The organism is Halococcus sp. AFM35 (assembly GCF_051195015.1).
Classification (GTDB): domain Archaea; phylum Halobacteriota; class Halobacteria; order Halobacteriales; family Halococcaceae; genus Halococcus.
This window is the reverse complement of record NZ_JBNTJU010000003.1, coordinates 173,694-198,153: the sequence shown is the minus strand read 5'-3', so window position 1 is coordinate 198,153 and position 24,460 is coordinate 173,694. Positions and strand designations below refer to the sequence as shown.

General features: G+C 64.3%; 27 protein-coding genes. 11 read left to right on the top strand and 16 right to left on the bottom strand.

Translation table 11 applies throughout. The features are described from left to right. Positions 1 to 56: 56 nt before the first annotated feature. The 13 genes from ACQUQO_RS04015 to pyrB form a co-directional block, all read right to left on the bottom strand. Positions 57 to 977 carry a hypothetical protein gene (locus ACQUQO_RS04015; protein ID WP_435076665.1) on the bottom strand — a complete coding sequence of 307 codons (921 nt, stop codon included), beginning with the start codon at positions 975 to 977 and terminating at the stop codon, positions 57 to 59. A gap of 18 nt (positions 978 to 995) precedes the next feature. Beyond that, complete coding sequence (locus ACQUQO_RS04010; protein WP_435076664.1) at positions 996 to 1,394, bottom strand: hypothetical protein; 399 nt, start codon at positions 1,392 to 1,394, stop codon at positions 996 to 998. A 116-nt stretch (positions 1,395 to 1,510) separates the two neighbouring features. Beyond that, a complete protein-coding gene (locus ACQUQO_RS04005; protein ID WP_435076663.1) occupies positions 1,511 to 2,236 on the bottom strand; it encodes a ribosome assembly factor SBDS in 726 nt (241 codons plus the stop codon). 68 nt (positions 2,237 to 2,304) lie between these two features. After that, entirely contained in the window at positions 2,305 to 3,063 is a 759-nt protein-coding gene (psmA, locus tag ACQUQO_RS04000) for an archaeal proteasome endopeptidase complex subunit alpha (protein ID WP_435076662.1), read from the bottom strand. 4 nt (positions 3,064 to 3,067) lie between these two features. After that, on the bottom strand, positions 3,068 to 3,544 hold the full coding sequence (locus tag ACQUQO_RS03995) for an Rpp14/Pop5 family protein (protein WP_435076661.1): 477 nt from the start codon (positions 3,542 to 3,544) through the stop codon (positions 3,068 to 3,070). Then, entirely contained in the window at positions 3,541 to 4,179 is a 639-nt protein-coding gene (locus ACQUQO_RS03990; protein ID WP_435076660.1) for a class I SAM-dependent methyltransferase, read from the bottom strand. Before ACQUQO_RS03990 ends, ACQUQO_RS03995 begins: the two co-directional genes overlap by 4 nt. After that, on the bottom strand, positions 4,163 to 4,870 hold the full coding sequence (locus ACQUQO_RS03985; RefSeq protein WP_435076659.1) for an RNase P subunit p30 family protein: 708 nt from the start codon (positions 4,868 to 4,870) through the stop codon (positions 4,163 to 4,165). Before ACQUQO_RS03985 ends, ACQUQO_RS03990 begins: the two co-directional genes overlap by 17 nt. Before the next feature lies 1 nt (position 4,871). After that, positions 4,872 to 5,297: an RNA-binding protein gene (locus tag ACQUQO_RS03980; RefSeq protein ID WP_435076658.1), complete on the bottom strand. Its 426-nt coding sequence runs from the start codon at positions 5,295 to 5,297 to the stop codon at positions 4,872 to 4,874. A 31-nt stretch (positions 5,298 to 5,328) separates the two neighbouring features. Next, positions 5,329 to 5,508 (bottom strand): DUF1918 domain-containing protein, encoded by a 180-nt coding sequence (locus ACQUQO_RS03975; protein ID WP_435076657.1) that lies wholly within the window; start codon positions 5,506 to 5,508, stop codon positions 5,329 to 5,331. Positions 5,509 to 5,567: 59 nt separating this feature from the next. Beyond that, positions 5,568 to 6,110, bottom strand: coding sequence for a DUF6789 family protein (locus ACQUQO_RS03970; RefSeq protein WP_435076656.1), 543 nt, complete (start codon positions 6,108 to 6,110; stop codon positions 5,568 to 5,570). Between the two features lie 52 nt (positions 6,111 to 6,162). Continuing rightward, entirely contained in the window at positions 6,163 to 6,984 is an 822-nt protein-coding gene (locus tag ACQUQO_RS03965) for a hypothetical protein (protein WP_435076655.1), read from the bottom strand. 304 nt (positions 6,985 to 7,288) lie between these two features. Beyond that, complete coding sequence (gene pyrI, locus ACQUQO_RS03960) at positions 7,289 to 7,747, bottom strand: aspartate carbamoyltransferase regulatory subunit (protein ID WP_435076654.1); 459 nt, start codon at positions 7,745 to 7,747, stop codon at positions 7,289 to 7,291. Then, the gene (gene pyrB / locus ACQUQO_RS03955; protein WP_435076653.1) at positions 7,744 to 8,661 is read right to left on the bottom strand and encodes an aspartate carbamoyltransferase; all 918 of its coding nucleotides are present in this window, start codon (positions 8,659 to 8,661) and stop codon (positions 7,744 to 7,746) included. Before pyrB ends, pyrI begins: the two co-directional genes overlap by 4 nt. Positions 8,662 to 8,760: 99 nt before the next feature. On the opposite strand from pyrB, the gene ACQUQO_RS03950 reads away from it, so the two are divergent. Together ACQUQO_RS03950 and ACQUQO_RS03945 are read left to right on the top strand one after the other, a co-directional pair. Beyond that, positions 8,761 to 9,387 carry an RAD55 family ATPase gene (locus tag ACQUQO_RS03950; RefSeq protein ID WP_435076652.1) on the top strand — a complete coding sequence of 209 codons (627 nt, stop codon included), beginning with the start codon at positions 8,761 to 8,763 and terminating at the stop codon, positions 9,385 to 9,387. A gap of 133 nt (positions 9,388 to 9,520) precedes the next feature. Then, the gene (locus ACQUQO_RS03945; RefSeq protein ID WP_435076651.1) at positions 9,521 to 9,847 is read left to right on the top strand and encodes a hypothetical protein; all 327 of its coding nucleotides are present in this window, start codon (positions 9,521 to 9,523) and stop codon (positions 9,845 to 9,847) included. Positions 9,848 to 9,853: 6 nt separating this feature from the next. Here ACQUQO_RS03945 and ACQUQO_RS03940 read toward each other — a convergent pair whose 3' ends face one another. Next, the gene (locus ACQUQO_RS03940) at positions 9,854 to 10,810 is read right to left on the bottom strand and encodes an FKBP-type peptidyl-prolyl cis-trans isomerase (RefSeq protein WP_435076650.1); all 957 of its coding nucleotides are present in this window, start codon (positions 10,808 to 10,810) and stop codon (positions 9,854 to 9,856) included. Between the two features lie 68 nt (positions 10,811 to 10,878). Beyond that, positions 10,879 to 12,180, bottom strand: coding sequence for a DolP-mannose mannosyltransferase (locus ACQUQO_RS03935; RefSeq protein ID WP_435076649.1), 1,302 nt, complete (start codon positions 12,178 to 12,180; stop codon positions 10,879 to 10,881). 95 nt (positions 12,181 to 12,275) lie between these two features. On the opposite strand from ACQUQO_RS03935, the gene ACQUQO_RS03930 reads away from it, so the two are divergent. From ACQUQO_RS03930 to ACQUQO_RS03905, 6 genes are all read left to right on the top strand, one after another. Continuing rightward, positions 12,276 to 12,518 carry an amphi-Trp domain-containing protein gene (locus ACQUQO_RS03930; RefSeq protein ID WP_435076648.1) on the top strand — a complete coding sequence of 81 codons (243 nt, stop codon included), beginning with the start codon at positions 12,276 to 12,278 and terminating at the stop codon, positions 12,516 to 12,518. Positions 12,519 to 12,548: 30 nt separating this feature from the next. Then, positions 12,549 to 13,088, top strand: a complete 540-nt coding sequence (gene cyaB, locus ACQUQO_RS03925) for a class IV adenylate cyclase (protein ID WP_435076647.1) — start codon at positions 12,549 to 12,551, stop codon at positions 13,086 to 13,088. Positions 13,089 to 13,156: 68 nt separating this feature from the next. Beyond that, positions 13,157 to 14,356 carry a methionine adenosyltransferase gene (locus tag ACQUQO_RS03920; protein WP_435076645.1) on the top strand — a complete coding sequence of 400 codons (1,200 nt, stop codon included), beginning with the start codon at positions 13,157 to 13,159 and terminating at the stop codon, positions 14,354 to 14,356. A 166-nt stretch (positions 14,357 to 14,522) separates the two neighbouring features. Beyond that, on the top strand, positions 14,523 to 17,465 hold the full coding sequence (locus tag ACQUQO_RS03915; protein ID WP_435076644.1) for an NEW3 domain-containing protein: 2,943 nt from the start codon (positions 14,523 to 14,525) through the stop codon (positions 17,463 to 17,465). Positions 17,466 to 17,468: 3 nt separating this feature from the next. After that, complete coding sequence (locus ACQUQO_RS03910; RefSeq protein ID WP_435076643.1) at positions 17,469 to 19,916, top strand: efflux RND transporter permease subunit; 2,448 nt, start codon at positions 17,469 to 17,471, stop codon at positions 19,914 to 19,916. Further along, a complete protein-coding gene (locus ACQUQO_RS03905; protein WP_435076642.1) occupies positions 19,913 to 20,680 on the top strand; it encodes a TrmB family transcriptional regulator in 768 nt (255 codons plus the stop codon). The genes ACQUQO_RS03910 and ACQUQO_RS03905 overlap by 4 nt, the downstream gene beginning before the upstream one ends. 36 nt (positions 20,681 to 20,716) lie before the next feature. On the opposite strand, the gene ACQUQO_RS03900 is transcribed toward ACQUQO_RS03905, so the two are convergent. Further along, a complete protein-coding gene (locus tag ACQUQO_RS03900; RefSeq protein ID WP_435076640.1) occupies positions 20,717 to 21,967 on the bottom strand; it encodes an NUDIX domain-containing protein in 1,251 nt (416 codons plus the stop codon). A 71-nt stretch (positions 21,968 to 22,038) separates the two neighbouring features. Here ACQUQO_RS03900 and ACQUQO_RS03895 point away from each other — a divergent pair, with 71 nt between their 5' ends. From ACQUQO_RS03895 to ACQUQO_RS03885, 3 genes are all read left to right on the top strand, one after another. Then, positions 22,039 to 22,533, top strand: a complete 495-nt coding sequence (locus ACQUQO_RS03895) for a metallophosphoesterase family protein (RefSeq protein ID WP_435076639.1) — start codon at positions 22,039 to 22,041, stop codon at positions 22,531 to 22,533. 83 nt (positions 22,534 to 22,616) lie between these two features. Further along, positions 22,617 to 23,645: a hypothetical protein gene (locus tag ACQUQO_RS03890; RefSeq protein ID WP_435076638.1), complete on the top strand. Its 1,029-nt coding sequence runs from the start codon at positions 22,617 to 22,619 to the stop codon at positions 23,643 to 23,645. Then, positions 23,646 to 24,308, top strand: coding sequence for a hypothetical protein (locus ACQUQO_RS03885; protein ID WP_435076637.1), 663 nt, complete (start codon positions 23,646 to 23,648; stop codon positions 24,306 to 24,308). Positions 24,309 to 24,460: the final 152 nt, after the last annotated feature.

Below are 24,460 nucleotides of genomic sequence, written 5' to 3'. Positions count from 1 at the left end.
CAGCAACCCCCTTCAATCCCGGGTCCGATGCTGGCCGAACGGTTGCCGCCTCGCCGTTAGGTCCGTTCTTCGGGTGGGACGAACGGGCCGACCGAGACCGTATAGCGGGCGATGGTGGCGAGCCTGAGCATGTAGCTGAGCAAAATCGCAAGCGGTAGCAACACGATGGCGATGGCGGCGCTGATGACCACGGGCAACAGCGGCTGGGCGACCGTCGCGCTCGGAACGGTCGTGTAGACGGTCGTGGCGTAGAACGCGACGAGCAGGATGGGAATTCCGAGATAGGCCAGTCGCCGTGAGAGCTGTGCGAGGTCCTGCTGGATGGCAATCGTCTTGAAGAACTGCCGGGCGACCGCGACCGCTTCCAGCAACTCCGCCACCGCGTCGAGTTCCTCGGTCGCCCGGTCGTCGTGTGTCCTGCGGATGGCGTCCGTTTCGGTCAGGCGCTGTGCGTAGGCCGGACCGAGGAGCGTCGAGACGATTTCCATCGTGTCCTCGGTGCCCCCGACCCCTTCGAGACGCTCGGCGTATGAGTGAATGCCCGAGAGATAGTCGTCGATTTCTTCGGTCGTTTCCATACTGTCATGCTCCTCGAACGCCCGCGCTCGCTTGCCGAGCGTCTCGCCGATGAGCGCGAGGAACGCCGCCGGGTCGTTCGGGCTTGTCGCCCGCCCCGCGATGCCCTCGACCGTCCGCCGGAACTCGCGCGTGCCGTCGAGGCGGTCGGTGAGGTCGTTCACCGTCCCGAACACCCGCGAGAGTACCAGTTGGTTCACGGTGAGCGTAATCGTGACGAGTGAGAATATCCCGGAGACGACGCCACTACTGAACATCGACGAGACCGCACTCGCCGGCTGGAACGTGATGAGTCCGAGCTGTGTCAGCCAGAGCGTGATCAGAAAGCTCATCGAGACGAGCAGCGCCGAGACGAGCAATCGATTGCCGTCGATGAGAACCCATTTCGAGAGTTTGTTCATGGTTGTTGTGTATGTGGCTCAGACCAGCGAATCGCTGGTAACCGTCGCGTTGCGTGTTTCGACGACCGTTCCGTTGACGGTATTGACGGCAACAACGGTCGCGGACTCATCCGGCGGCAGGAGGATGGTAGCGGTCGATTGCCCGCTGTCGAGCGCGGTTCGATGAAACGTCTCGCCACTCGGAGCGATGACGAGAAGCCGATTGACGCCCTCGTCGGTCGTCGCGTTCGGCGTGAGGCTCACCTTCGCGTTAACCTGTCCGATCGCTACCGACCCGCTCGTGGATACACCCGCGAACACCACGGAATCCGTCGTGTTCATCTCGACGGCCGGGTCGGCGGCGAGACAGCCACTGCTCGTGAGGAGGGCGATGAGGGCGATGACGGCCAGCAGGCAAATCCACGAGCGTCGCGCCATTAGCCGACAGTTCGGGGTCGGCCCGACGCTTCAACGCTGTTCGTCGCTACCGTTTGGTTCGACATGACGATTTCTCACGCGGCACCGACAAGAGCGTGCTGCCTTCGGTGGCCGGTTCACCGGGTGCGGATGTCCTCTTCGTCCCGGACTTTCTTCGTCTCGCCCTCGCCTTCTGACTGTTCGCTGACGAGTTCGTAGAAGTCGTTTTGCAGGCCGGCCGGGAACTCGACGACGCCGATCCACGAACCATCGTTCTGCCACTCTTCCCTGATGAGGTCGCCGAACTGCCTGATTTGGGCCTGTGCGCTGCCGGCGTGCTCGGCGGGGATCTGGGCGGCCATCGTCACCTCCTCAAACCGGATGGGAATCACCGGACGAAGCGCGTCGAGCGCGTCGTCGATCTGGCTCTCGACCGGCTCCATCGCGTCGATGCGGAAATCCGTCTCGTCCAGCGCGGATTCGATGCGGTCCGGCGGGTGGGGTGCACCGTCCATCTGGGGGTTGACCGCGTTGCGCGCGATGGTGTTGATGAGCTGTTTGCGCTTCTGGTCTTGCATCTCGCGGCGCTGCTCGGCGGTGATCTGGATCTCACCCTCGCGGATGACCTCGGGGATGATTTCGAGGGGGTCGGTCGTCCCGAACACCTCCTCGATGTCGGCTTCGGCGGGGCGGTCGCCACGCGAGGCGTCCTCGAAGACGTCCTCGGCGGCGATGACGTCCTCCAACTCACCCTCGAACTCGCCGCGGTCGATGGCCAGCGCCGCATCGGGGTCGACGAGCACCTCGAAGCGCGCCCCGTGTGATTCGAGGCGTGCTGTCACCGCCTCGTCAAGCGATATCATGCCCTGTCGTGGGGGTTGAAGCTACAAGTCGTTTCCCATCGGCGAAAATCGCGCGAGTTCCTGTAACGTTACTCCTCGGGTTCGTCCATCTCGTCGGCTTCGAAGAGGTCGTACTCGTCGAGATACGAATCGAGTTCGTCGTTCGGAAGCTCCTCGAACCGCTCGGTCTCGACATCGATGGTTGCGACGCCGATGCCTTCCGGCGTGAGACCGCCATCGACGGATTCGGCGAGCGTCTTGAGGGCGAGTCCGATACCACCCTGAATGTCCATCGATTCCTGATAGTTCTCCTCCAAGTAATCGATCATCTCGCTGCGGCCGGAGCCGATGGCGAGCGCCTGCCACTCCGAGGACGTACCTGAAGGATCGGTCTCGAACAGTCGCGGCTCGCCGTCCTCGATGCCGCCGATGATGAGCGCCACACCGAAGGGGCGTGCGCCGCCGACCTGGGTATACTGCTGGATGTGGTCGGTGACCTCCTTGGTGACGGTCTCGACGCCGATGGGTTCGCCGTATCTGAGCTGTTCGACCTGGGCCTGTCGGCGCGCGAAGTCGATGAGCTGGCGGGCGTCGGCGACGTGTCCGGCCGAAGCGATGCCGATGTGGTCGTCGGCCTTGTGCATCTTCTCGACGCTTTCGCGCTCCATCAGCGGCGAGCGGAAGCGCTTGTCGACGGCGAAGACGACGCCGTCGTCGGTCTTGACGCCGATGCTCGCGGTGCCGCGCTTGACGGCCTCGCGGGCGTACTCGACCTGGTACAGTCGCCCGTCCGGCGAGAAGATGGTGATTCCGCGGTCGTAGGCCTGCTGTTGGGCTTGTCCCTGCATAGTTTTAGATATCGAGTGCTGTCGCCCCCACGAACCCACTCTCGGAGTCTGCGTCGACCCGGTCGCCCCGCACGGCCGCGGGCCGTCGTGCGTCCGCGAACGCGACGTTTCTCTCGGCGAATTCTCGGGTCGCACGACCTTTATACCTTTCCTCACAGGCACGCACCGTCCCGCTCACGCCCAGCACGCGGAGGCCGACCGGTGCGTCCCCAACGGCGTCGATACAGGCGAGCGCCGCCCGCGCGCGCTCGACCTCTCCGTGCCGTACCCGGACGATGGCCATCCCCGCGGCGTCGTCCATCTCGAAGTCGATGACCCTGAGGTCAGCGTCGGCGCTACCGGGGTCGCCCAACAGGTTCTGAGCGGCGTACCAGCACTCGCGTTGGAAGTCACGCTTGCCGAAATCGCTATCGGGCCACGACTCGATTCCGACCGCGAGATACCGTCGGCGCGGCCGGAGGTGTTTCGGGAGGTGTTTCATTCCCGTTCGCCTGTCCCATCGCTGTCGTCGTCGGCGCGCTCGGCGACCAGCACCCCGACCTGTTCGTGGACGCGCTCGACCGCGGTGAGTGAGAAGCCCGCATTCGTCAGCGCATCCGCGAGTGCTCCCACCGTGGCAGGGTCGTCGACCTCGGGCGAGTAAAACGGCTCGTCGGCGTTCGGCTTGTCGAAGAACATCACGTCGCCCAGTACGAACTTCCGGGGACCGAGGGCGGCGATGGTCTCGATTGCCTCGCGCTTCTCGTCGTTCCCGAGGTGGTGCATCGCGAAGTTCGAGACCACGATATCGACCGGTTCGTCGACCGCCGGCTCGCGGAAACTCCCCTCGCCGAAGGCGACGTTCTCGATACCTGCTTCCGCGGCTTTCGTCCGGGCTTCGTCCATCATCCCATCCGAGATGTCCCGGCCGAGGACGCGTTCGGCGTCGCCCGCAAGCGCGAGCGCGATGGCTCCAGTCCCGGTGCCAAGGTCGAGGACGGTGTCGTCGGGACTGGGCGTAGCGTGTTCGATGACCAGCGACGCGCAGGCACGGTATTCGGGACTGTTCTGGTCCTCGTCGTAGTCGGCGGCGTAGTCGTCGAAGCGCGCGGCGTGCTCCTCAATCGTCTTCTTCATATCTGCCCCTGCGGACGCCCGGCGCAATGAACGACTCGCTTAGGCGCTCACGATTCCGGGCGGCGAGGCGGCCCCACTCGGCGAGTCCTGCTGCAACTTCCTCCCGCTCGAAGCCAATCACCTCGCCGAGGGCGAGCAGTTCGCGCGGTGCGCGCACCTGGAGATGGCTCGTGGGGCTAGCGCTCACCACGTAGGGCGCGTCGTACTGAGAGACGATTTCACGGAGTTTCCGGAGGTCGGAAAGCGCCTGGACACGCCGGCCGCCGCTCGCCCGCAGGACGCGCCCGAAATCGAACTCGAAGCGCACGCCGTTTCGTTTCGCCGCACGCGCGAGCACGTGATTGACGTCACCGTCGACCATCGGCCGGGCGAGGACATCGACGCGCGGCTCCTCGCAGGCGAAGCGATTCAGCGATTCAGACCCTCGAACCACCACTAGCGTGTGCTCCTCGCGGCGCTCTTTGACCCGCGCGCTCGCTGCCGACGGGGGTTCATCGCCGACTTCGACCGCATCCACCACGTCGATGCCGTACTCCTCGGCGATGGTCTCTCTGCTCGGCCCGTCGTCGAACGCAGTGGACGCGTTGCGGACGACGATGCCCGAAAAGTCCTGCTCCGCCGCCGTCAACGCGAGCCGTGCGGCGGTGCTCTCGCCGTCGGGATACGGACGAACCCCTTCATACGCGTCCATGTTACGCCCGTGATTCGAGCGCGGCGGCGGCGTTCTCGACGGCGGCCTCCTTCTTCGCGGGGTAGGCCTCGACCTTCGCGCGGAGTTCGAGGCCCGGGCCACGCTCGACTCTCCCCCCATAGGCCGCCTGCTTGTCGAGGCGGAGGAACAGCGAGCAGTTCTCGTCGACGCGCTCTTCGAGTTCGGTCCGTATCTCGTCGAGGTCGATGGCGGCGAGTTCGTCGAGGACGTGACGAACGTCGTCGGCGTTTTCCACCCGTGCGGAGAGCACGACGATGCGGTCGCCGTGGTGGCCCTCGTTTTCGATGCGCTCGATTTCGAACTCCTCGGGGAGGAAGTTTCTGAGCGCGCCCTCGACGCGCGCCTCGTCCTCGGTCCCGTAGCAGAAGGTTCGCAGGTCGATGTAGTGGAAGGGAACGCCGCTCATGGGTTCGCTACGCGCTCGGAAACCAAACGCCTTACTCCTGCGCTTCGAGGGAGTCCTCGGGGACGCCCGATTCCTGTCCGTCCTCGAAACTCACGGTGTAGGTCGCGTCGCCGAACATCGTCTCCATCACCTGCGTCACCGTCCCCGTCTCGCCGTCGTACTCGCTGTGCTCGTCGTGTAGGATTACCTCGTCGTCTTCCTCGTAGCTCATGGGCGCGCTACCGGATGGGCGGATAAAAGCGCCGTGTTTCGCCGTGCGGGAGTCGGTCTTCAGGTCTCCTCGCTCACGCTCATCGTGTTCGTCGAGACGAACAGGACCTTCGTTCGTCGGGCGACGAGTCCGAACACGAGACCGAGCACGACCCCATACGCCCAGTGGGCCAAAAGCGTCAACAGGAGATAGAGCACGAGCGCCAGCCCGGTCTGACTGGTATAGAAGGCGACAAGAAAGCCCGTCCACGTGATGGTGGCGAAGCCGAACCCGCTCTGGACCATCGTCCGGCCGGGGAGGTAGTCGTTGAGCACGGCAAAGAGCAACGGCCACGTCGTCATGCCGCCGCCGGCGAAGATGAAGTAGCCGAGCAGTGCGTTCTCCGCCCGTCCGAGACCGAGGTAGGCGAGTTCCGAGAAGGAAGCGCTGTCGATGACGCCGAGGGCGACGCCGGCCCAGAGGATCGGGGACATGACGAGCAGGCCCGCACCGCCGGCTATCGCGCCGATGACGCCACCCTTGAGGACGGCGGCGGCGTCGTTTTCGGCTTCGCTCGGGGACTCGCCGGCGATGGCCGCAACGACCGAATCGACACGTGACACGCCTACATAGTGGCGACCCGGGGGTAAAAACCTACCGCGAGCCACGCCTGTTTCAGCCGTAGGACTGTCCCTCGTTGCGCTCGGCGTTCATCCGCCGAATCGCCCCGCAGGCCGTGCTGGCGTCGTAACCGAAGAGCACGTCCTTGGCGTAGGCGTCGGCGACCTCGGCGGCGTGAATCAAATCGTCGACATCGATGTCGGGTGCGTAGAGTTCGATGGAGAAGGGCGTGGCGAGCGCGTCGAGAAAGCCGCTCGCGATGATCTCTAGCCAGTAGGTCGTCGAGTAGGCCATGTCATACAGCGGCACGACGAACTCGTCGACGTACTCGGAGAGTTCGTCGCAGTCGATGCCCGAACGCTCGACGAGGTGGCCGGGGTACGGGTCGGGGTGGAGCGTGAGATACAGCCGGCCCGGTACCCGCTCGGCCGCATCGGCGACGAATTCGGTTATCACGTGTGTGCGCCACGCGAACCGGTCTTCGTACTCGCTTTCCTCGAACTCCTGCATGCAACGCTCGCAGAAACAGTACTCCGGTCGGGGAAAGCCCACGTCGTCGAGGCGGACATCGCCACTGATTGCGGCGGCGTCCTCGATTGTTTCGAGCAGGCCCTCACGGTAGCCCGGGTGCGTGGGACAGACGTACGCCCAGTCGAAGTATCGGCGCTCGCGGGTCGCCGGCTCGCCCGCCTCGTTCACGGGTACCACATCGGAATTGGCCTCGGCGATGGCGTTGTCGGCGTGGCAAGACACCATGCTCACCGCCTCGGCATCCGGTTCGTTCGTCCGGCCGCTGACCGACTTCACCTCGAAGAACGCGCGGTCGAACTCCGGCCAGTCGAGTTCCTTCTCGTTGCGCGTGACGACCCCGAACATACCGACGATGGGTGGCGAGCGCGGGTAAGCGGTTCGTTCCGCTCACTTCCAGCCGGCGGCGACGAAAACGATACCAAGGACGAGTCCGAACGCGAGCAGCTCACCGCCGCGATGGCGTAGAGTTCGGTCGCCGTCCACCGCACCCGGTCGCCGTAGAGCATGATGCCCGCCGACACCAACAGGGTGAGTCCGGAACCGACGAGCGATGTCACGAAATCGAAGCCAAAGCGTGCGCCGGGGTCGGCCATGAACCGACCAAGCGACGGTCCCGACTTCGGCGTTCGGTCGGGGGCTGCAAGCCCGTTCAGACACTGATGTGGTCGGTGAGGCCCTCCCGGATGATAGTGTCGCAGTACGCACAGCGCACGCCGTTCTCAAGCACTGCAAAGCGGGAGGCGACGGGTTCGTCCTCGGTGGTGATGCAGTTGCGATTCGGACACGAGAGGACGCCCTCCACCATCGACGGTCGCTCGACGCGGTGTTTTTCGGCGACGTCGTACTCGCGGATGATGTTGATGCTCGCGGCGGGAGCGATGAGCGATATGACCTCGACCTCCTCTTGGCTGAGTTCGCGGCCCTCGATTTTCACCACGTCCTTGTAGCCGAGCCTGTCGGAGGGGACGTTCATGCCGACGCTCACCACCTCGTCGGTGGCGCTGTCGATGCCGAGGATGGCGAGCACGTCGGGTGCGTGGCCGCCCGCGATGTGGTCGATGACGGTGCCGTTTCGAATCTTGCTGATACGGAGTTCGTGTTCGCTCATCGTTCACCCCCATCGAGCAGCAAATCGAGCAGCGCCATCCGCACCGGGACCCCGTTGTGGGCCTGTGCGAAGTAGTTCGCGTGCTCGGTCGCATCGACATCGGGGGCGATTTCGTCCACCCGGGGTAGTGGATGCATCACCACACAGTCGTCTCGCGCCTGCTCTAGGGTGGCGGCGTCGATGCGATACTCGCCGGCGACCTGTCGGTACTCGTTCTCGTCGGGGAAGCGCTCGCGCTGGATGCGGGTCACGTAGAGCACGTCCAACTCCGCCAGGACGGCATCGAGGTCGGTGTGTTCTTTGAGCCGCGCGCCCGACTCGTGGAGGTCGTAGCGAACGCTGCGCGGGAGGCTGAGGCTCTCGGGACTCACGAAGTGCTGGCGCGCATCGAACTTCGTGAGCGCGTAGGCAAGCGAGTGCACGGTTCTCCCATACTTCAGATCGCCCATGATTCCGACTGTCAGGTCCGTGAGACCGCCGGCCGCCTCGCGCATCGTGTAGAGGTCGAGCAGGGTCTGGGTGGGGTGCTGACCGGCCCCATCGCCGGCGTTGATGAGCGGGACGTCGACGAACTCGCTGGCCATCATCGCCGCACCCTCGCTCGGGTGGCGAAGCACGAGCGCGTCGGCGTAGCCCTCGACGACGCGTACGGTGTCGGCGAGGCTCTCGCCTTTGGTCGCGCTTGAGGCCTCGACCGGACCCATATCGAGTGCATCCCCACCGAGGCGCTTGATGGCGGTCTCGAAACTCATGTGCGTGCGCGTGCTCGGCTCGAAAAAGCAGAGCGCGAGCAGGTCGTCGACGTGGCGCTCCCGACAGGGTGGGTCGCGCTTTATCTCGGTCGCGCGGTCGAGGACCGTCTCGATGTCCGCCCGCGAGAGGTCCTTGGCGCTGATGACGTGATTGCGGTCCATTGGCTATAGCCGGGCACCGCCCCGTCTTGAATCCCCCGACCCACCGTCGGCGACCTCACGCCAGCAAGATTTATGCAATCGCCACGAGACGATAATACAATGCCCGCGCGCCTGCCGACCGGTATCGACGTCCTCGACCAACGACTCGGCGGCGGGATTCCGCCGGGGTCCATCATCGCGCTCTCGGCACCGCCGGCGAGTGGGGCCGAACTCCTGCTCTATGAGTTCACGGCTCCCCGCGAGACGCTGTATCTCACGCTCGACAGGACCGAAATCGGGGTTGCGGACAGCCTCCGCCGGACGGCGGTCGAGACCGGCACTCCGACTGTTCAGTACGTCGCCGACGAGGACCGCACCGACCACGCCATCGAACTGCTCGGCGACCTCCCCGAGCGCTCGACGGTCGTCGTCGACCCGCATTCGGCCATCGAACGCGAAGGCCGGTCGGCGTTCTTCGAGTTCATGACCCAACTGCGCCTGCACGTCATCGACACCGACAGCCTCGCGGTGTTGCACTGTCTCGATGGCCGGAACGTCTCACCGCTGCGCGACAGCACCGAACACCTCGCGGACGTGGTCTTCGAACTCACGACCGACATCGCGGGCGCGACCGTTGAGAACCGGCTGGCAGTCCCCAAGTTCCGTGGCGGACGCGCACTCACCGAGACGCTCAAACTCAGACTCACCGACAGCGTCGCGGTCGATACCAGCCGCGACATCGCGTAGCAAGGCACTATCAATCCGTTTAGTGGTCTGCAATCGAGCGCGCGCTCGGACAGTGAACGACGAGCGCACTCCGTGGTAGTGGCCGGTTACAGCCGGCGGAGCGCTTATGCGGCGGCCGGCCGACGCGCCGGCAATGGCAACCGCAGAGCAGGAGTTCGATTTCCGTCGCCTCGCCGCCCAGGTCGTGCTCGTCGGGCTGGTCGTCACGGTGGCGCTCAGCGACTTCGGTAATCCCGTCTTCGCCGTCGTGGGCTTTCTCAGTGGATTGCTCCTCGTGCTGGCGGCGGTCGATGCGGTCCGCGAACACTCCCTTTACCCAGTTGCGTTCGGGGTCGTCATCGTGCTCGCGGGCATCGCCGGTATCGTTATCAATGGTCTCGGATTCTTCGTTGCCCTGCTCGTCCTCGGTGGGCTGGCCTATCTCGCCGACTGGGGCTATCGGCGGTACGGGCGCGCCTGAGCCGACTTACTCCTCGTCGAGTTCCTCGGTGATGTCGTCGACGTCGACGTCGGCGTCTTCGAGTTCCTCCTCGATTGCTTCGAGGTCGGCCTCCTCGCCGCCACCGCCCATACCGCCCATCATGCCACCCATGCCGCCCATCATGCCTCCAGAACCGTCGATGACTTCCTCGACGATTACTCGGTCCAAGTCGAGGCGGTCGATGAGGTCACCCAGGATTTGCTGTTTGCCCATCATCCACTGCTGGTCGAACTGCAACTGTGGGGACTGTTCGATATAGAGGGTCTCCTTCTCGACGACCTCAGTCTCGAATTCGGGTTCGCTCTCTTCATCCTCGTCTTCGTCCTCGTCGGGTTCGACCATCCGCTCCTCTTCGACTTCGTCGGTCTCGATGCGCATGTCGAAGTCGGCGTCGAAGTACATCCCGAGCATGCCCTCGGCCTGTTCGAGGCGGTCGTCGACCGTGTCGAGCACTTCGTAGTCGTACTCGACGTCCTCGCCGGCGAGTGGGTGGTTGAAATCGACGCGTGCGCGGCCGCCGATGATGGTCTCGACGTGGCCGTGCTCGCCGTCGATATCGACGTGGCCGCCGGGATAGCGGTCGTCCTCGGGGATGCGGTCAGCACTCACAGTCCGAACTTCACCCTCGTCGTACTCGCCGAAGGCCTCCTCGGCTGGGACGGTCACGGTTCCCGAATCGCCTTCCTCACCGCCGATGAAGTCCGCCTCTACCGTGTCGAAGAGGTGACCGGCACCGACCGCGATGACCCGCGGCTCGAAGGTCTGCTGTTGGTCGTCGACGCCCTCCTCCTCGGCGACCTCCTCGTCGGTGGTGTCGACGAGCTGGTCGTTTTCGACCGTGCGAGCGGTGTAGGCGAGGCGGACGAAATCGCCCTCTTGAATCCCGCTTGCGGCTTCCTCGTCGGCTCCCGATTCGGTTTGTTCGCTTGCTTCGTCGCTCATACCCACTCCACTCCCGTTCGACGTTTATAACCGTTGTTTCTGTTTGCACTCGCTTGGATCGACTGCGGTCATGGTAGCCCGCGAGCGCCGCCGCAGCGCGATTCACGATAGGGCCGGCCGGTCTTTGTGAGCCAATCGCGCTCGGTCTCGCTCAGTCGATAGTGACACGACTCGGGGATTCGCTGCTCCCAATAGAGGTCACGCACGCGCGAGATTCCGTAGCGAGGCGCCTCACCGGGTCGGGACACGTCGACGGATTCGGAGACGGCCCGCAACGCCCCGGTGGCTCCGTCGTCGGCGCTGGCGGCGTTCTCGACGGGGTTCGCCACGAATCCGCCAACCCACAGCGCGTTGACCAGCACGATGGCGGCGAACACCATCCCGAGCCAGCGCCGGTGGGCTGGTCGCGCCTGCGTGACGGCCAGTGCGACCCCGAGAGCGAGGAAAATCACGAGCAGATAGAGGTCCGGGGCGCTGTCGAGGTCGAACAGTATCTGGAACGCGCCCCACGCCGCGCCGGCATACACCCACCAGTGGCGGCGGAGTCGCCCCCGGTCGGCAGCCAGCCCGTACAGCCCGACACCGACCGGAACGAGCGCGTACGCGAGGTAAAAGAGGAGTTTGCCGAGGCGCTGGAGTGGTGGCTGTGCTACCTGCGTCGTGAGCGGTACGTACACCACCTCGACGACCATCGGGACGAGCGCATCAGACAGAGCGATGGGCACCACCGCTACCGCCGTGACGAGCGCCATTCCGAGAAGCTGGCGGGCGAGCGCGCGCCGGTCACGCTGTCGGACGGCGATGCCGGCGACGAGAACGGTGAATATCGCCCCATACTGCCAGTAGCCGGCGCTCGCGGCGGCGGCCGCCCCGGCGAGCAGCGGTCGGTCCCGAAATGCGAGCGCGAGCGCGCCGAGTCCGAAGAGGAGGGTGAGATATTTCGGCCGGAACCCGTTGGCCGAGAGACGGTAGAACGCGGGCATCGCCAGCAGGGTGCAGCCGGCCAGCAGCGCCGCCAGTCCGTCGCCGGTGTGTTGATGGGCGAGCAGCCCGACGAGCAGGCTACAGCCGACGGCGGCCCCGGCAGTGAGAGCGACGCTCGACAGATGGAGGGCGCGTGGGTCGCCGGCGAGCGCGGCGAGCACGGTCGTGGTCTCGATTGCCAGCGGCGGCTTGATGTCCCAGATGTCGACGTAGGGCACTGCTCCCTGTGTCACGTACCAGCCGGCGTGCTGGAAGAAGGCGGCGTCGATATTGGTCGTCGGCGGAGTGGTCGAGAGCGCCCGATTGACCGAAAGCCCCTGGACGAGCAACGCCAGCCCCCCGAGGACGAGCGGCCAGCGTCGGTCGAGGAGCGATGCGTCCCGCACGACTCCTCTGGGTAGGGTCACGCGCTTCAAGGTAGCGAAGTCGTCGCCGCTCGTGCAGGGGATAGGTTTAGGCATCGGAGCGCCTTGGAGTCGGTATGGCAGACACCACCGAGGCGAGTCAGACCCTCTCGCGCGAGGAGGTTGCCGGGGAGCTTGAGGCGCTCGCGAATGAACTGCGCGGCGACACCGACATCACCGTTGCCGTCGGCAACAAGTCGGTCGCGCTCGCCCCGCGCGACAGCATCGACTACGACATCGAGGTGAGCGAACGCGAGCCGATGCTCGGCGACAAGCGCGAGTCGGTCAGCATCGACCTCCACTGGAAGGCCGAGGAGTAACTTTTCCATCCTCGGTCCGAGGTATCCGTCGTGTACGAAGTCGAGTGTAAAGTCGCCAGTGCCCACGAGCCGGTCCGCGAGCGACTCGTGGCGCTCGATGCCGACGCCATCGGCACCGTCGAGCAGGTAGACACCTACTACGACGCGCCCCATCGAAGCTTTCCGGAGACCGACGAGGCGCTCAGAATCCGTCAGGAAGACGGGGCGACACGACTCACCTACAAGGGACCGCTCGTCGATGCCGACTCGAAGACCCGCGCCGAACACGAAACGGGCGTCGAGAGCGACGAGGCAATGGCGAACGTCCTCGACGCGCTCGGGTTCGCTCCCGCGGCGACCGTCGAGAAGACCCGGGAGAAGTTCCGCTGTCGGGGGTATACCGTCGCGCTGGATGCGGTTTCGGGTCTCGGCGAGTTCGTCGAGGTCGAGGGTGAAGCCGACATGGAGACCGACATCGAACACGTCCGCGATGGCGCGCACGACCTGCTCGCGGCGCTCGATTGTGACCCCGCCGACCAGATTCGGACCTCCTATCTCGAACTACTGCTGGAATCCGGGGCGAACGAATAACTATTGGTTATCTCTCGGCACACGAAGGTTTCCGCAAGTTATAGGCCGTGTGGCGGCGAACCGGTGGCATGACCGAGCGAAACGTTCGAGTGACGCCGCTCGACCGACCGGCCGTCGAGTCCCAGACCGTAGAAATCGTCGAGCGAAAGGGCATCGGCCATCCCGACTCGCTGTGTGACGGCATCGCCGAGAGCGTCTCGCGGGCGCTCGCGGCGGCCTATCTCGACCGCGTGGGCCGCATCCTTCACTACAACACCGACGAGACGCAGTTGGTCGCCGGCAGCGCCGCGCCCGCCTTCGGCGGCGGTGAGGTACTCGAACCCATCTACGTGCTCATCGTCGGGCGCGCGACCAGCGAGTTCGAGGGCACCACCATCCCGACCGAACCCATCGCACTCCGAGCGGCCCGCCAGTACCTCGAAGCACACGTCCCCGAACTCGATGTCGGGACGGACATCGTGGTCGACGTGAAACTCGGCGAGGGCAGCGGCGACCTCCGGGACGTCTTCGGCGAGGGCGGTGTACCGATGGCCAACGACACCAGCTATGGAGTGGGTCACGCGCCGCTTTCGGAAACCGAAGAGATCGTCCTGAACGCCGAACGACGGCTCACGGGCGAGTACGCCGCCGACCATCCCGAGCTCGGCCCCGACGTGAAGGTGATGGGCAAGCGCGAGGGCGACGACATCGATATTACTGTCGCGGCGGCGATGGTCGATTCCTCCATCGAGAGTGTCGACGCCTACGCCGAAGCGGTCGAGGAGGTCCGCGAGTACGTCGCCGAGCTGGCCGGCGAGTACACCGACCGCGCGGTCACCATCCATGTGAACACCGCCGACGACTACGATGCGGGGTCGATATATCTCACCACGACCGGCACGAGCGCCGAACAGGGCGACGACGGTTCGGTGGGGCGGGGCAATCGCGCGAACGGTCTCATCACCCCCAATCGCTCGATGAGCATGGAGGCCACCTCGGGAAAGAACCCCGTCAACCACATCGGCAAGATATACAACCTCCTGAGTACCGAAATCGCCGAGCGCGTCGTCGAGGACGTGGCTGGCATCCGTGACCTCCGGGTGCGACTGCTGAGCCAGATCGGCCGGCCCGTCGACCAGCCACACGTCGCCGATATCCACGTCAGCACCGAGACCGACGTCGCGGTCGCCGACGTCGAAGACGAGATTCGAGCTATCGTCGACCGCGAACTTGCCGACGTCACCGGACTGACCGAACGGGTCATCGAGGGCGACATCTCGACGTTCTGAGTGCCGACTCGCTCCGTTCGACCGCGTGTTTCGAAAGCGGTATAACCATCAGTCGTGTGTATCGAGACAGTATGCGTGCCGTCAGTAGGAGAATACACACAGTTCGATTGCGTGCCGCGAACGGGACGCAATCGACGGCTATGCGGGCTGCATGGAGGCGTACTGAATGAATCGTGCCGCGGCCGCCGCCGTGCTCGTCGTCCTGCTCACCGTGCAGGGAAGCGTCGCCGGCGTGCTCACCGGTGACGTCGTGAGCGAGACGGGGAACGACACGGCCGGTAAAACGTCAGTGCCGGACGCGGCGAACGCGACCTCGACCGCCGAGCAATCGCCGACCACGGGCGGTGTGGCGGCCGCGAACGCGGAGACCGGCACCGAGACGGATTCGGTGACCGAAAACGCCGACGGAACGACCGCCGGCGAAACCACGACCGAGACCGGAACGGCGTCGGACGGGGGAAACGATTCCGAGACGACGGATTCGGCCGAGTCGGCGACGACATCGACGGAAACCGCCACGCCGACCGAGACTGAGAACGTCGAGACGGCTGAAACGACCGGCTCTGACGAAACGGAATCCGAGACGACCGAATCGTCGACGGACACCTCGGCCGCCGGAACGCCGACGCAGCCGCCACGAACGCAATCCGAGGGCGCGACACCATCGACGACACGAGCGCCGCCGACCGGCAGTCAGTCGCCGGGCGGTAGTACACCGCCGAGCAGCGCCGGCAGTGAGCGAACGACTCCACCGCAGGCTGCCGGCGGGAGTAGTGGGGCGGCCGACCCGCCGGCTGGAGCCAGCCAATCGGCTGGCGCACCGAGCGCGGCAGCGGGCGCAGCACCGTCGGACGGAGCAGGTGCAGCATCCTCCGGCGCACCGAGCGGTGCGGGTGCGGCCTCCAGGTCGGACGGAGCAGGTGCGGCTGGGGCAGGAGGTGCGACCAGTACAGACGCAGCGGCCGGCGGGTCGGCCGCCTCGCCGGACGCGGAGTTCGCGGTCACGTCGGTCTCCTCGGACGTGCCGGTCGGTGGCACGGGCAACGTCTCGGTGACTATCGAGAACACCGGCGAGGACGCGACCGACGCGGTCGTTGCCCTCCAGTCGCAGTCGAGCGACCTCCTCTTCGGCCAGTCGGCGCAGACGAGCCGATTCGTCGGCGAGTGGGAGGAGGGTGAGACCAGAACCGTCGAAGTGACGGCGCGCGCGACGCGGGGTGCGGACACGGACGAATACCCCGTGCAGGCGACGGTCTCGTACGACGATGACGACGGCAACGCCTCCCAATCCGCGCCGCTGACCTTCGGCGTCACCCCCGAGGACGAACAGGGATTCACGCTCTCGGGCATCGATAGCGACCTCGCGGCCGGTGCGGAGGGGACGATTTCGGGCACGATAACCAACGACGGACCCGAGCGGGCCGCCGATGCGGTGCTCGCGCTCTCGCCGAACGGGAGCCGGGACGTCGTTCCCCGTCAGTCCCAGTACGTCCTCGGCGACCTCGACCCCGACGAGTCGGAATCGTTCGAGTATCCGGTGTTCGTCAACGGTAGTGCCGAACCCGGCGAGCGACAGGTCTCCTTCGTGGTGCAGTATTACGATTCGGACGGGAACCCGCTCCGGAGCAGGCCACTCAACGCACAGGTCGATATCGACGCCGAGAGCGACGACTTCGAAATCACCGACGTCGACACCGATGTGGAGGCCGGCGAGCAGGGCACGCTCTCGGTGACGATGAACAACACGGGTGAAAACGTCACCGACACCACAGTGAACTTCCAGTCGCTGTCGAGTGGGGTTCTGTTCGGTCGGGCGGCCAACGCCAGCCGGTTCGTCGAGGACTGGGACACCGGCGAGCAGCGGACCTTCGAGTTCGACGTGACCGCCACCGACGGCACCACGGAAGCGACCTATCCGATGCAGGCATCGCTCAGCTACGACGACGCCGACGGCGACCCGGGACAGTCGGGACCGATACGCTTCGGCGTCGCACCCGAGGAGGGTCGAGACGACTTCGCAGTGGTCTCCTCTTCCTCCGAGGTGCAGGTCGGCGACGAGGGACCGGTGAGCGTCACGCTCGAAAACCGTGGCGAGAACGTCTCGGCGGCGACCGTCTCGCTCCAGTCGCTCACCGGCGACATCCTCTTCGGTCGGACGGCCAACGCCACGCAGTTCGTCGGCGAGTGGTCCGCCGGCGCGGAGCGAACAGTGACGTTCAACGCAACCGCGAGCAACAGCACCGAAACCCGGAGCTACCCGCTACAGGCCTCCGTGTCGTACAAAGACGGCGATGGCGACCAAGGTCAGTCCGGGTCGTTCACGTTCGGCATCACACCACAGCCAGAACAGTCGTTCACCCTCGCCAACACGGCAAGTACGCTCAGCGTCGGCGACGAGGGCAACGTTACGGGGACCATCACGAATCAGGGACCGCAGGGCGCGCGCAACGCCGTCGTCAGGTTGGTCTCCGGGAGCCAGAACGTCGAGCCGCAGGCGACCGAGGTCGCCATCGGTAGCCTGTCGGCGGGCGGGACGGCGAACTTCTCCATCCCCGTGGAGGTAACTGACAGCGCCGAACCCGGTCCCCAACAGTTCTCGTTCGTCGTCGAGTACGACAACCAGAACGGCAATACACGCCGGAGCGGGACGCTCTCGACGCAGGTCGATGTCGGGTCACAGAGCGATGCGTTCATCGTCGAACGGGCGAACGCGAGCCTCGAGGTCGGTGCATCCGATACCGTGACGCTCGACGTGACGAACAACCGCGCGAGCACGGTGCGGAACGTCAACGCGAAGGCGTTCGTCGACGACCCGCTGTCGATAGCGAGCGACGAGGCGTATATCGCCGAGCTGGCACCCAATGAAACCCAGCAGATAGCCTTCGAGGTGAGTTCCGGCGGCGACGCGAGCGCCGGCCAGTACCCGCTGTCGGTGGACTTCCAGTACGACTCCGGGGGTGAGTCGAAGCTCTCGGACACCTACGAGGTGCCGGTCGAACTCGTCGCGACCGAGGACGGTGGCATCCTCTCGTCGATATCGGTGATGTGGGGTCTCGGCGCGCTGCTCGTCGTGTTCGGCGTCGGATTGGTCTGGTCGCGGCGACGATAATCGATGGTCGACTACCAGCGCTACATCGACCGCATCGACGAGTGGATCACCCAACGGCCGCGGACGGTGGTGCTCGTGTTCGTCGTGCTCACGCTCGTGTTCGCCGGCGGTCTCGCCAACATCTCGACGGACGCCGGAACGAGCCAGTTCACCGAGGACAGCCCCGCACAGGCAGCCCTCGACGACATCGACCAGGAGTTCTCGCCGCCCTTCACCGAGGGTAACGGCAGCACGCAGCTCATCCAATCGGGGACGAACGTCCTCGCCAAGGACGAACTGCTGGCGATGCTCGAAGCCCAACAGCGCCTCCAGAGTCATGAGAGCCAGCGGGTCGTCTCGACATCGAGCGCCGCGGGGGTCATCGCCCGGACAATCGACCCGAACGCGACGACCCTCGATGCCCAAATCCGGACGCTCGAAGGTGCAACCCAGTCCAGAATCGAGAGCGCGATTCGGACGGCCGCCGCGGGTCCCGGGTTCACCGGACTCGTGAGCAACGACTTCGACCGCCAGTCGGCCTCGGCCTCGGCGACCATCGGGACCGTCCAGCACGACGTGCTCGGCGGGGTTTCGTCGTCGGCAGCCGGAACGGGCGGGTCGAGTCCGCTCATGGACATTCAGACGCGCGCACAGGCAATCGTCGATACCGTCGACAGCGACATCCGGGTGTTCGGCAGCGGCATCGTCTCCGATGAGTTCACGTCCATCATCTTCGACTCGCTGGTCATCGTCGTGCCCGCGGCGTCGCTTCTGATCCTCGTCTTTCTCGTGTTCGCCTACCGCGACCCCATCGACCTCCTCTTGGGAGTTCTCGCGCTCGTGATGGCCGTCGTCTGGACCTTCGGGTTCACCGGTCTCGCGGGGCTGCCCTTCTCGCAGATGCTCATCGCCGTGCCGCCGCTGCTGCTTGCGGTGGGTATCGACTTCGGCATCCACGCCATCAACCGCTACCGCGAGGAGCGCATCGAGGGCTTTGCCATCAGCGAATCGATGCGGACCGCGACCGACCAACTGCTGGTGGCGTTTTTCATCGTCACTGGCACCACAGTCGTCGGATTCGCCGCAAACGGCATCAGCGACCTCCAACCCATCCGGCAGTTCGGTCTCATCGCCGCCGTCGGCATCGTCTTCACGTTCCTGATTTTCGGCGTCTTCCTGCCGGCGGCGAAGGTCTGGGCCGACCAGCTCCGCGTGAAGTACGGGATTCCGGAGTTCGGTCTCATCCCGCTCGGCGCGGAAGGCTCGATGCTGGGACGGGTGTTGTTGATCGGCGTCGACGCGGCCAAGCGTGCGCCCTACGCGCTGCTCGCGCTGACGGTCGTTCTCACCGTGATTTCGGGGGCGTACGCCACCGGCGTCGATACCTCCTTCTCACAGGACGACTTCCTGCCGCCGGAGGAGCTACCGGGCTACGTCGAGAGCCTCCCCGAGCCGTTCGCGCCCGGCACCTACACCGTCACCGATACGACGAACTTTTTGGAGGAGCGCTTTTCGACCACGCAGGGCAGTTCCGTGACGATGTACGTCGAGGGACCGTTACGCGCCGATTACGCCCTGGAATCCATCCAGCGAGCGAACCGAAACCCACCGGATGCGTTCGTCTCTAGCGGGCGCACGGCCGACGCCGAGAGCGTCATCGGCGTCATCGAGAGCTACGCCGACCAGTCGCCCGAGTTCGCTCGATTGGTCGCGCGCAACGACGCCGACGACGACGGTGTACCCGACGACAACCTCGAAACCATCTACGACGCGCTGCTCGACTCGCCGTACCGTGCGCAGGCACTCCAATATATCACCGAGGACTACCGCAGTACGCAAGTGGTGTACTCGACCGAGAGCAGCGCCTCACAGGACGACATCGCGAGCGATGCACGCGCGCTCGCCGAGGACTATCGGTTCGCGGCGACGGCTACCGGTCAGGCAATCGTGCTCCAAGCGGTGTCGGATACCATCTTCCAGTCGGCCATCGAGAGCCTCGTCGCCGCACTGGCCGTCACGGCGGTCTTTCTCGTCCTCGTCTACTACGTCATCGAGGGCCGGCCCTCGCTCGGGCTGGTGAACCTCGCGCCAATCGTCGTCTCGGTCGCGTTGCTCGCGGGGTCGATGCGGCTGTTCGGGATTCCGTTCAACGCGCTCACGGCGACGATTCTCTCGATTGCCATCGGTCTCGGCGTCGACTACTCGGCACACTTCGTCCACCGGTTCGTCGACGAGTATCACGAACTCGACGAGGACCTCTTCGCGGCGCTCGAACGCACCATGCGCGGGACCGGCGGCGCACTCACCGGGAGTATGCTCACGACCACTACGGGCATCGGGGTGCTCGCGTTGGCTATCACGCCGATTCTCGGCCAGTTCGGGCTGGTGGTCGCGCTTTCGATCTTCTTCGCGTACCTCACCTCCATCCTGCTCACGCCCTCGGTGTTCGTCGCATGGGAGGAACTCACATGAGCGAGCACGACGAGGCGGTCGCGGCGCTCAAGCGGCTGGGACTGTCGAGCTACGAGGCCCAAGTCTTCATCGCGCTCCAACGCCTCGATACTGGTACTGTGCGCGAAATCGACCAAACGACCGAGGTGCCCCGGTCGCAGATTTACGGGGCGGCCGAGGACCTCGCCGAGCGGGGACTGGTCGACATCCAGCAGTCGAGTCCGATACAGTACCGCGCGGTCGAACTCGACGAGGCACGAACCCGGCTCAGGGAGCGCCTCGACAGGGAGGCCGAACGCGCCTTCGACTATCTCGAAGCCGCCCAGCAGGAGTGTCCCGACGAGAGCGAATCCCAGGAGGACATCTGGACGGTCCAAGGGACCGAGACTATCGACGACCGAGTGGTGCAGCTCGTCGAGGAGGCCGACGAGCGCGTCGTCTTCGGCGCACGCGAGGACAGGGTCCTCGACGACGCCATCGCCGATGTGTTGACGGCCGCGAGCGAGCGCGGCGTCGCGGTGACGGTCGTGGGCGAGAGCGCAGCGGTCGGCGAGCGGTTCGGCGAGGAGATAGCGGTCCGTGCGGCTCCCGACGCGCCCGACGACGACCGCAGCGGTCGCGTCCTCGTCGTCGATTCCGATACGGTGCTCATCAGCGTTCTCGGTGGCGAGGAGCTACCGAATGTCGACCACGAGGCGGCCATCTGGAGTTCACAGACCGGCTTTGCGACGGTGCTCGTCGGCCTGCTCGACGTCTGGTTCGACCAGTATCTCGAAGACGGCTGAGGCGAGCGCAGCGTCGGCCCGCCCACAGGTCGGCCTCTACCCTGACCCAGGCCACGACGCGAGCGCGGCCAGCCGTTCTGCGTGTTCGCCGACCACCGCCGCAGAGAGCGGGCCGTCTTCGGTGACGACGGTGAGAAATTCGGCGGGTGTGCGGTCGAACGTCGGGTTCAGGACTTCGATGGCGGCGTCGCCGTTGTAGACGGATTCGGGGTTGCCCCGCTCGGAGCGTGCGTCGGCGTCGGTGCTGATCTTGTCGCTTGCGGCGACGGCATACACGGGGATGTCCTCGTTGGCGGCGGCGATGGCGACGCCGCGCGTGCCGACCTTGTTCGACACACTTCCGTCCGGGAGAACCGTGTCGGCCCCGACGAGCACGCTATCGACGGCGTGTTCGGCGAGCACGTGCGCGGCGGCCGCATCGGTCACGAGCGTCACCGAACACTCCTCGGCGAGCGTTTCGGCGACGCCGACGCCTTCGCACGCGGGCCGCGACTCGGCGACGATGGCGTCCTCGATGGCCGACTGTCGAAGTGCATCCTGTACTGTGCCCGACCGCGAGAGCGTCAGCACAGTACCGGCGAGCAGTTCGGCTGCCTCGCGGGCAGCGTACGCGTCGGCGTCGAGCGCGCGCTCGATACCCTGCCGTGTCGCCGTCTCCACCCCTTCCGGGGTTTGGCTCGCGTCGGCCATCGCCCGATTGATGCGGTTTTCGATGGCGACCATGCTCGGTCGCGCTTCTCGTAGGTCCAGCGCGAGCGCCGCGAGGTCGTTCCAGCCGTCCGCTTCGTCTGCATCCATCGTTGCGAGTTCGCCGGCGCGGTCCCGGAGCACCTCCAGCGCGCGCACCGAGAGGTACGCCGAGCCGTGGTCGGCGTCCGTTTTTACTGTGTCGACCGTCGGCGCGACGCGCTCGTAGGATTCCCGGAGGTCGGGCACCGTCTCGCGGCGACGGATTTCGGTCGGCGGGACCCATGCGAACTCCGTGGTCTCGTAATTCGTCTCGACCGCACGCGAATCACAGTCGAACAGGTACGGATGAACCCGCCAGTGCGTTTCGCGGTCGTCCTCAACGGCGAACGGCTCGCCGGCGCGAACGAACGAGACGGCATCGCCGAGTCCCGTCTCCTCTCGAATCTCCTCGCGCGCAGCCCCGTCGGGGTCGCCTTCGGCGTGGCCCGCGACCGCGCCCCACTGGCCGACGTACGAGCCAACGTTGTCGCTCCGGCGGAGCAGGAGGACCTCGCCGCGATTTCTGAGGAAACAGGTGACGACGGGGGTTTCGCTCATGCGGACCCTACTCGCCGATGGAGCTTCAACGTGACGCGAGGAACTTTGAGGACGGCGAGCGAACGGAGCGTATGCCCCGAATCGCCATCGTCGCCGACACACATATTCCCTCGCGCGCAGAGGCAATTCCGGAGTGGATTCGGGAAGAAATCGAGCGGGCCGACCACACCATCCACGCCGGCGATTTCGATTCATCAGAGACGCTCGACGAGGTGCGTGACCTCGCTGGCGATGAACTGTCCGCCGTCACCGGGAACATGGACCCACAGTTCGACCTCCCGTCCGTGACGACAGTCGAGCGCGGGGGTGTGGAGTTCGTCGTCACCCACGGCACCGGCGACCTCGACGGCTACGAGGAGCGCGTGGCCGGCATCGTCGGTGAGGAGGGCGGTGAGGACGCACTCGGCGTGTCGGGCCACACCCATCAGCTGCTCGATACCGAGGTCGATGGCGTGCGCCTGCTGAATCCCGGCAGTGCGACGGGTGCCGACCCCGCAAGCACGACATCGATGATGGCTGTCGAGGTCGAGGGCGGCAACCTTGACGTGACCGTCAGCGAGCGGTAGTGTGAAACTCGACTAAGATACCTGTATCAATGTATCGCACCTGATAGACAGGACTATACCGAAGGATACCGAATAGCGTATCAATGAGTCCCCGCCTCTATGACGACTCTGTATTCGATGAGGAAGAGGGACTACGGACAGACGTGCGGATTGGAATTGAACTAGCCCTCAGTGACGTTCTTGCAAATGACGAACAACGAGAAATAACCAGCGTAGAGGAAGAGAAACTAACCCACTTTGCCATTCGTGACCTTGACCTCCAACTCACGTACAGTTGGTATTTAGCTGGTGCTCATACGGTTGCGCGAGCGAACCCTGATAAGCGATCACCTTGGCAGCCTGGACGAGCGCTCGGTACCGTACAATCTTCGCCGACGGACTATACCGATGAGAGGATCGGAGAACTACGAGCCTATTTTCGGTCGGCGGAATTCATTCCGGGATACACTCTACGTGACGTCTGGTTCACTGGCAAGTTCGATTTCCTTCGGGACTACTACCGTGAACTAGCCCCTGAGAAATATCGCGACTTGTATGTACATTCGTTAAACCTCCGAGAATGGCTATGGGAGTTGAATGACACTCTCGATAGAAAATCAAAAAACGCTACGCTGAGTGATTTTGGAGACACAGAACCTAAACCGCTACTGGCTCCGGCGACCGAAGAGGAAATCCGCTATTCCGTTTCGGATTTCCACATGGACCTAGCAGGAATCGAGGAGCTCAATCCGATCAAAAAGGATGTTGCCAGAGGGACTGATACAATTGAGCGGATACTTTCGAAACTCACTCATACAGATACAATAGATGTCGACCAGCGGATGGTAGTCGATAAGGACGTTCACGATTTCTTTTACTACTCTGTCTGGAAATACCCGGCATTGGCCATCTCAGCTGACACAGCACGAGGACCGAACGCTCAAGCAATAAACCGCAGACGACTGTTGGAGTTCGATGGATTTGATGACACGTTGGATACGGAGAGAGACAGCATTACACGAAAAGCTCGTGAAATAGGTCTTCTGCCGGACGTAGATGAACCCATATCCGCAGATTCAGAAAAAAGTGCCTACCTACACGCGCTGCTCAAGGAATCAGTCAACCCCGAATAAATGAGTGGGATACAGACTCTCAATCTCGACACATCCGTTCTGTTCAATTACGTCTACTCGAAACTCCCTGGAGACATAGAGACAGATCGTGGCAGTCAGCGACTTCTTGAGTCGTCATCCTTTCACTGCGTTATCGGACCGACAGCAAACGACGAGTTTGATGCTGCGTGTGACCGGCGATTCGATCTTTACGACGACCTTCTTGACTGGTTAGAGGGGGATCCCAGCGAGGACATCTACGAATACGACCCGACAAAACGGGACATACACACTAGTTCAAATGACCTCACTCATATCAGATACGATGTGCAACACGGATGGGGTACTGAATCTCGGCGAAAGCAGCTATCCGATATTCGGCGGTGTAAACAGGATATCGGAAATTTTCAAGATCAAGTCCCGAAGCAGCATCTGGATTACGTCTATGTGAATATAGCGGAAAACGAAGAGCTTCTGAATGAACTTAGCGGTCTCGGCTTGGACCACGACAAGGACATCATTGTTGATGCTGTCGAGATCAACAGAGAAGACAGTATTTGTGTTCTCATGGCTCTCGATTCAGATATTACTGATGACGAGCAAACAGAACATATAAACCAAGTGATTCGTGATGTTGAGAGCGAGAGTCTAGTTTTGACTATCGCAATTCCGGGGGACATCTAATTGTTATCCAAATTCGGTCTCGGACACGCTGACTAGGAGCGCAGAAACATCCACGAGCGCCGATTTCGGATTATTATGAGGGTATCGAATTGTGCTGAAAAGAATCTGGGACCATAACCCGAAGTACGGAAGTGCGCGCCCGCCGGACCCCG

Excerpts from the sequence above, each read along its gene's own strand:
- ACQUQO_RS03965 (WP_435076655.1), bottom strand. The coding sequence starts at position 6,984 with ATGTTCGGGGTCGTCACGCGCAACGAGAAGGAACTCGACTGGCCGGAG.
- ACQUQO_RS03920 (WP_435076645.1), top strand. The coding sequence starts at position 13,157 with ATGACCGAGCGAAACGTTCGAGTGACGCCGCTCGACCGACCGGCCGTC.
- ACQUQO_RS04010 (WP_435076664.1), bottom strand. The coding sequence starts at position 1,394 with ATGGCGCGACGCTCGTGGATTTGCCTGCTGGCCGTCATCGCCCTCATC.
- pyrI (WP_435076654.1), bottom strand. The coding sequence starts at position 7,747 with ATGAGCGAACACGAACTCCGTATCAGCAAGATTCGAAACGGCACCGTC.
- ACQUQO_RS03885 (WP_435076637.1), top strand. The coding sequence starts at position 23,646 with ATGAGTGGGATACAGACTCTCAATCTCGACACATCCGTTCTGTTCAAT.
- ACQUQO_RS03905 (WP_435076642.1), top strand. The coding sequence starts at position 19,913 with ATGAGCGAGCACGACGAGGCGGTCGCGGCGCTCAAGCGGCTGGGACTG.
- ACQUQO_RS03900 (WP_435076640.1), bottom strand. The coding sequence starts at position 21,967 with ATGAGCGAAACCCCCGTCGTCACCTGTTTCCTCAGAAATCGCGGCGAG.
- ACQUQO_RS03895 (WP_435076639.1), top strand. The coding sequence starts at position 22,039 with ATGCCCCGAATCGCCATCGTCGCCGACACACATATTCCCTCGCGCGCA.
- ACQUQO_RS03950 (WP_435076652.1), top strand. The coding sequence starts at position 8,761 with ATGCCCGCGCGCCTGCCGACCGGTATCGACGTCCTCGACCAACGACTC.
- ACQUQO_RS04015 (WP_435076665.1), bottom strand. The coding sequence starts at position 977 with ATGAACAAACTCTCGAAATGGGTTCTCATCGACGGCAATCGATTGCTC.
- ACQUQO_RS04005 (WP_435076663.1), bottom strand. The coding sequence starts at position 2,236 with ATGATATCGCTTGACGAGGCGGTGACAGCACGCCTCGAATCACACGGG.
- ACQUQO_RS03930 (WP_435076648.1), top strand. The coding sequence starts at position 12,276 with ATGGCAGACACCACCGAGGCGAGTCAGACCCTCTCGCGCGAGGAGGTT.
- ACQUQO_RS03990 (WP_435076660.1), bottom strand. The coding sequence starts at position 4,179 with ATGAAGAAGACGATTGAGGAGCACGCCGCGCGCTTCGACGACTACGCC.
- psmA (WP_435076662.1), bottom strand. The coding sequence starts at position 3,063 with ATGCAGGGACAAGCCCAACAGCAGGCCTACGACCGCGGAATCACCATC.
- ACQUQO_RS03985 (WP_435076659.1), bottom strand. The coding sequence starts at position 4,870 with ATGGACGCGTATGAAGGGGTTCGTCCGTATCCCGACGGCGAGAGCACC.
- ACQUQO_RS03975 (WP_435076657.1), bottom strand. The coding sequence starts at position 5,508 with ATGAGCTACGAGGAAGACGACGAGGTAATCCTACACGACGAGCACAGC.
- pyrB (WP_435076653.1), bottom strand. The coding sequence starts at position 8,661 with ATGGACCGCAATCACGTCATCAGCGCCAAGGACCTCTCGCGGGCGGAC.
- ACQUQO_RS03945 (WP_435076651.1), top strand. The coding sequence starts at position 9,521 with ATGGCAACCGCAGAGCAGGAGTTCGATTTCCGTCGCCTCGCCGCCCAG.
- ACQUQO_RS03910 (WP_435076643.1), top strand. The coding sequence starts at position 17,469 with ATGGTCGACTACCAGCGCTACATCGACCGCATCGACGAGTGGATCACC.
- ACQUQO_RS03980 (WP_435076658.1), bottom strand. The coding sequence starts at position 5,297 with ATGAGCGGCGTTCCCTTCCACTACATCGACCTGCGAACCTTCTGCTAC.
- ACQUQO_RS03940 (WP_435076650.1), bottom strand. The coding sequence starts at position 10,810 with ATGAGCGACGAAGCAAGCGAACAAACCGAATCGGGAGCCGACGAGGAA.
- ACQUQO_RS03995 (WP_435076661.1), bottom strand. The coding sequence starts at position 3,544 with ATGAAACACCTCCCGAAACACCTCCGGCCGCGCCGACGGTATCTCGCG.
- ACQUQO_RS03915 (WP_435076644.1), top strand. The coding sequence starts at position 14,523 with ATGAATCGTGCCGCGGCCGCCGCCGTGCTCGTCGTCCTGCTCACCGTG.
- ACQUQO_RS03890 (WP_435076638.1), top strand. The coding sequence starts at position 22,617 with ATGAGTCCCCGCCTCTATGACGACTCTGTATTCGATGAGGAAGAGGGA.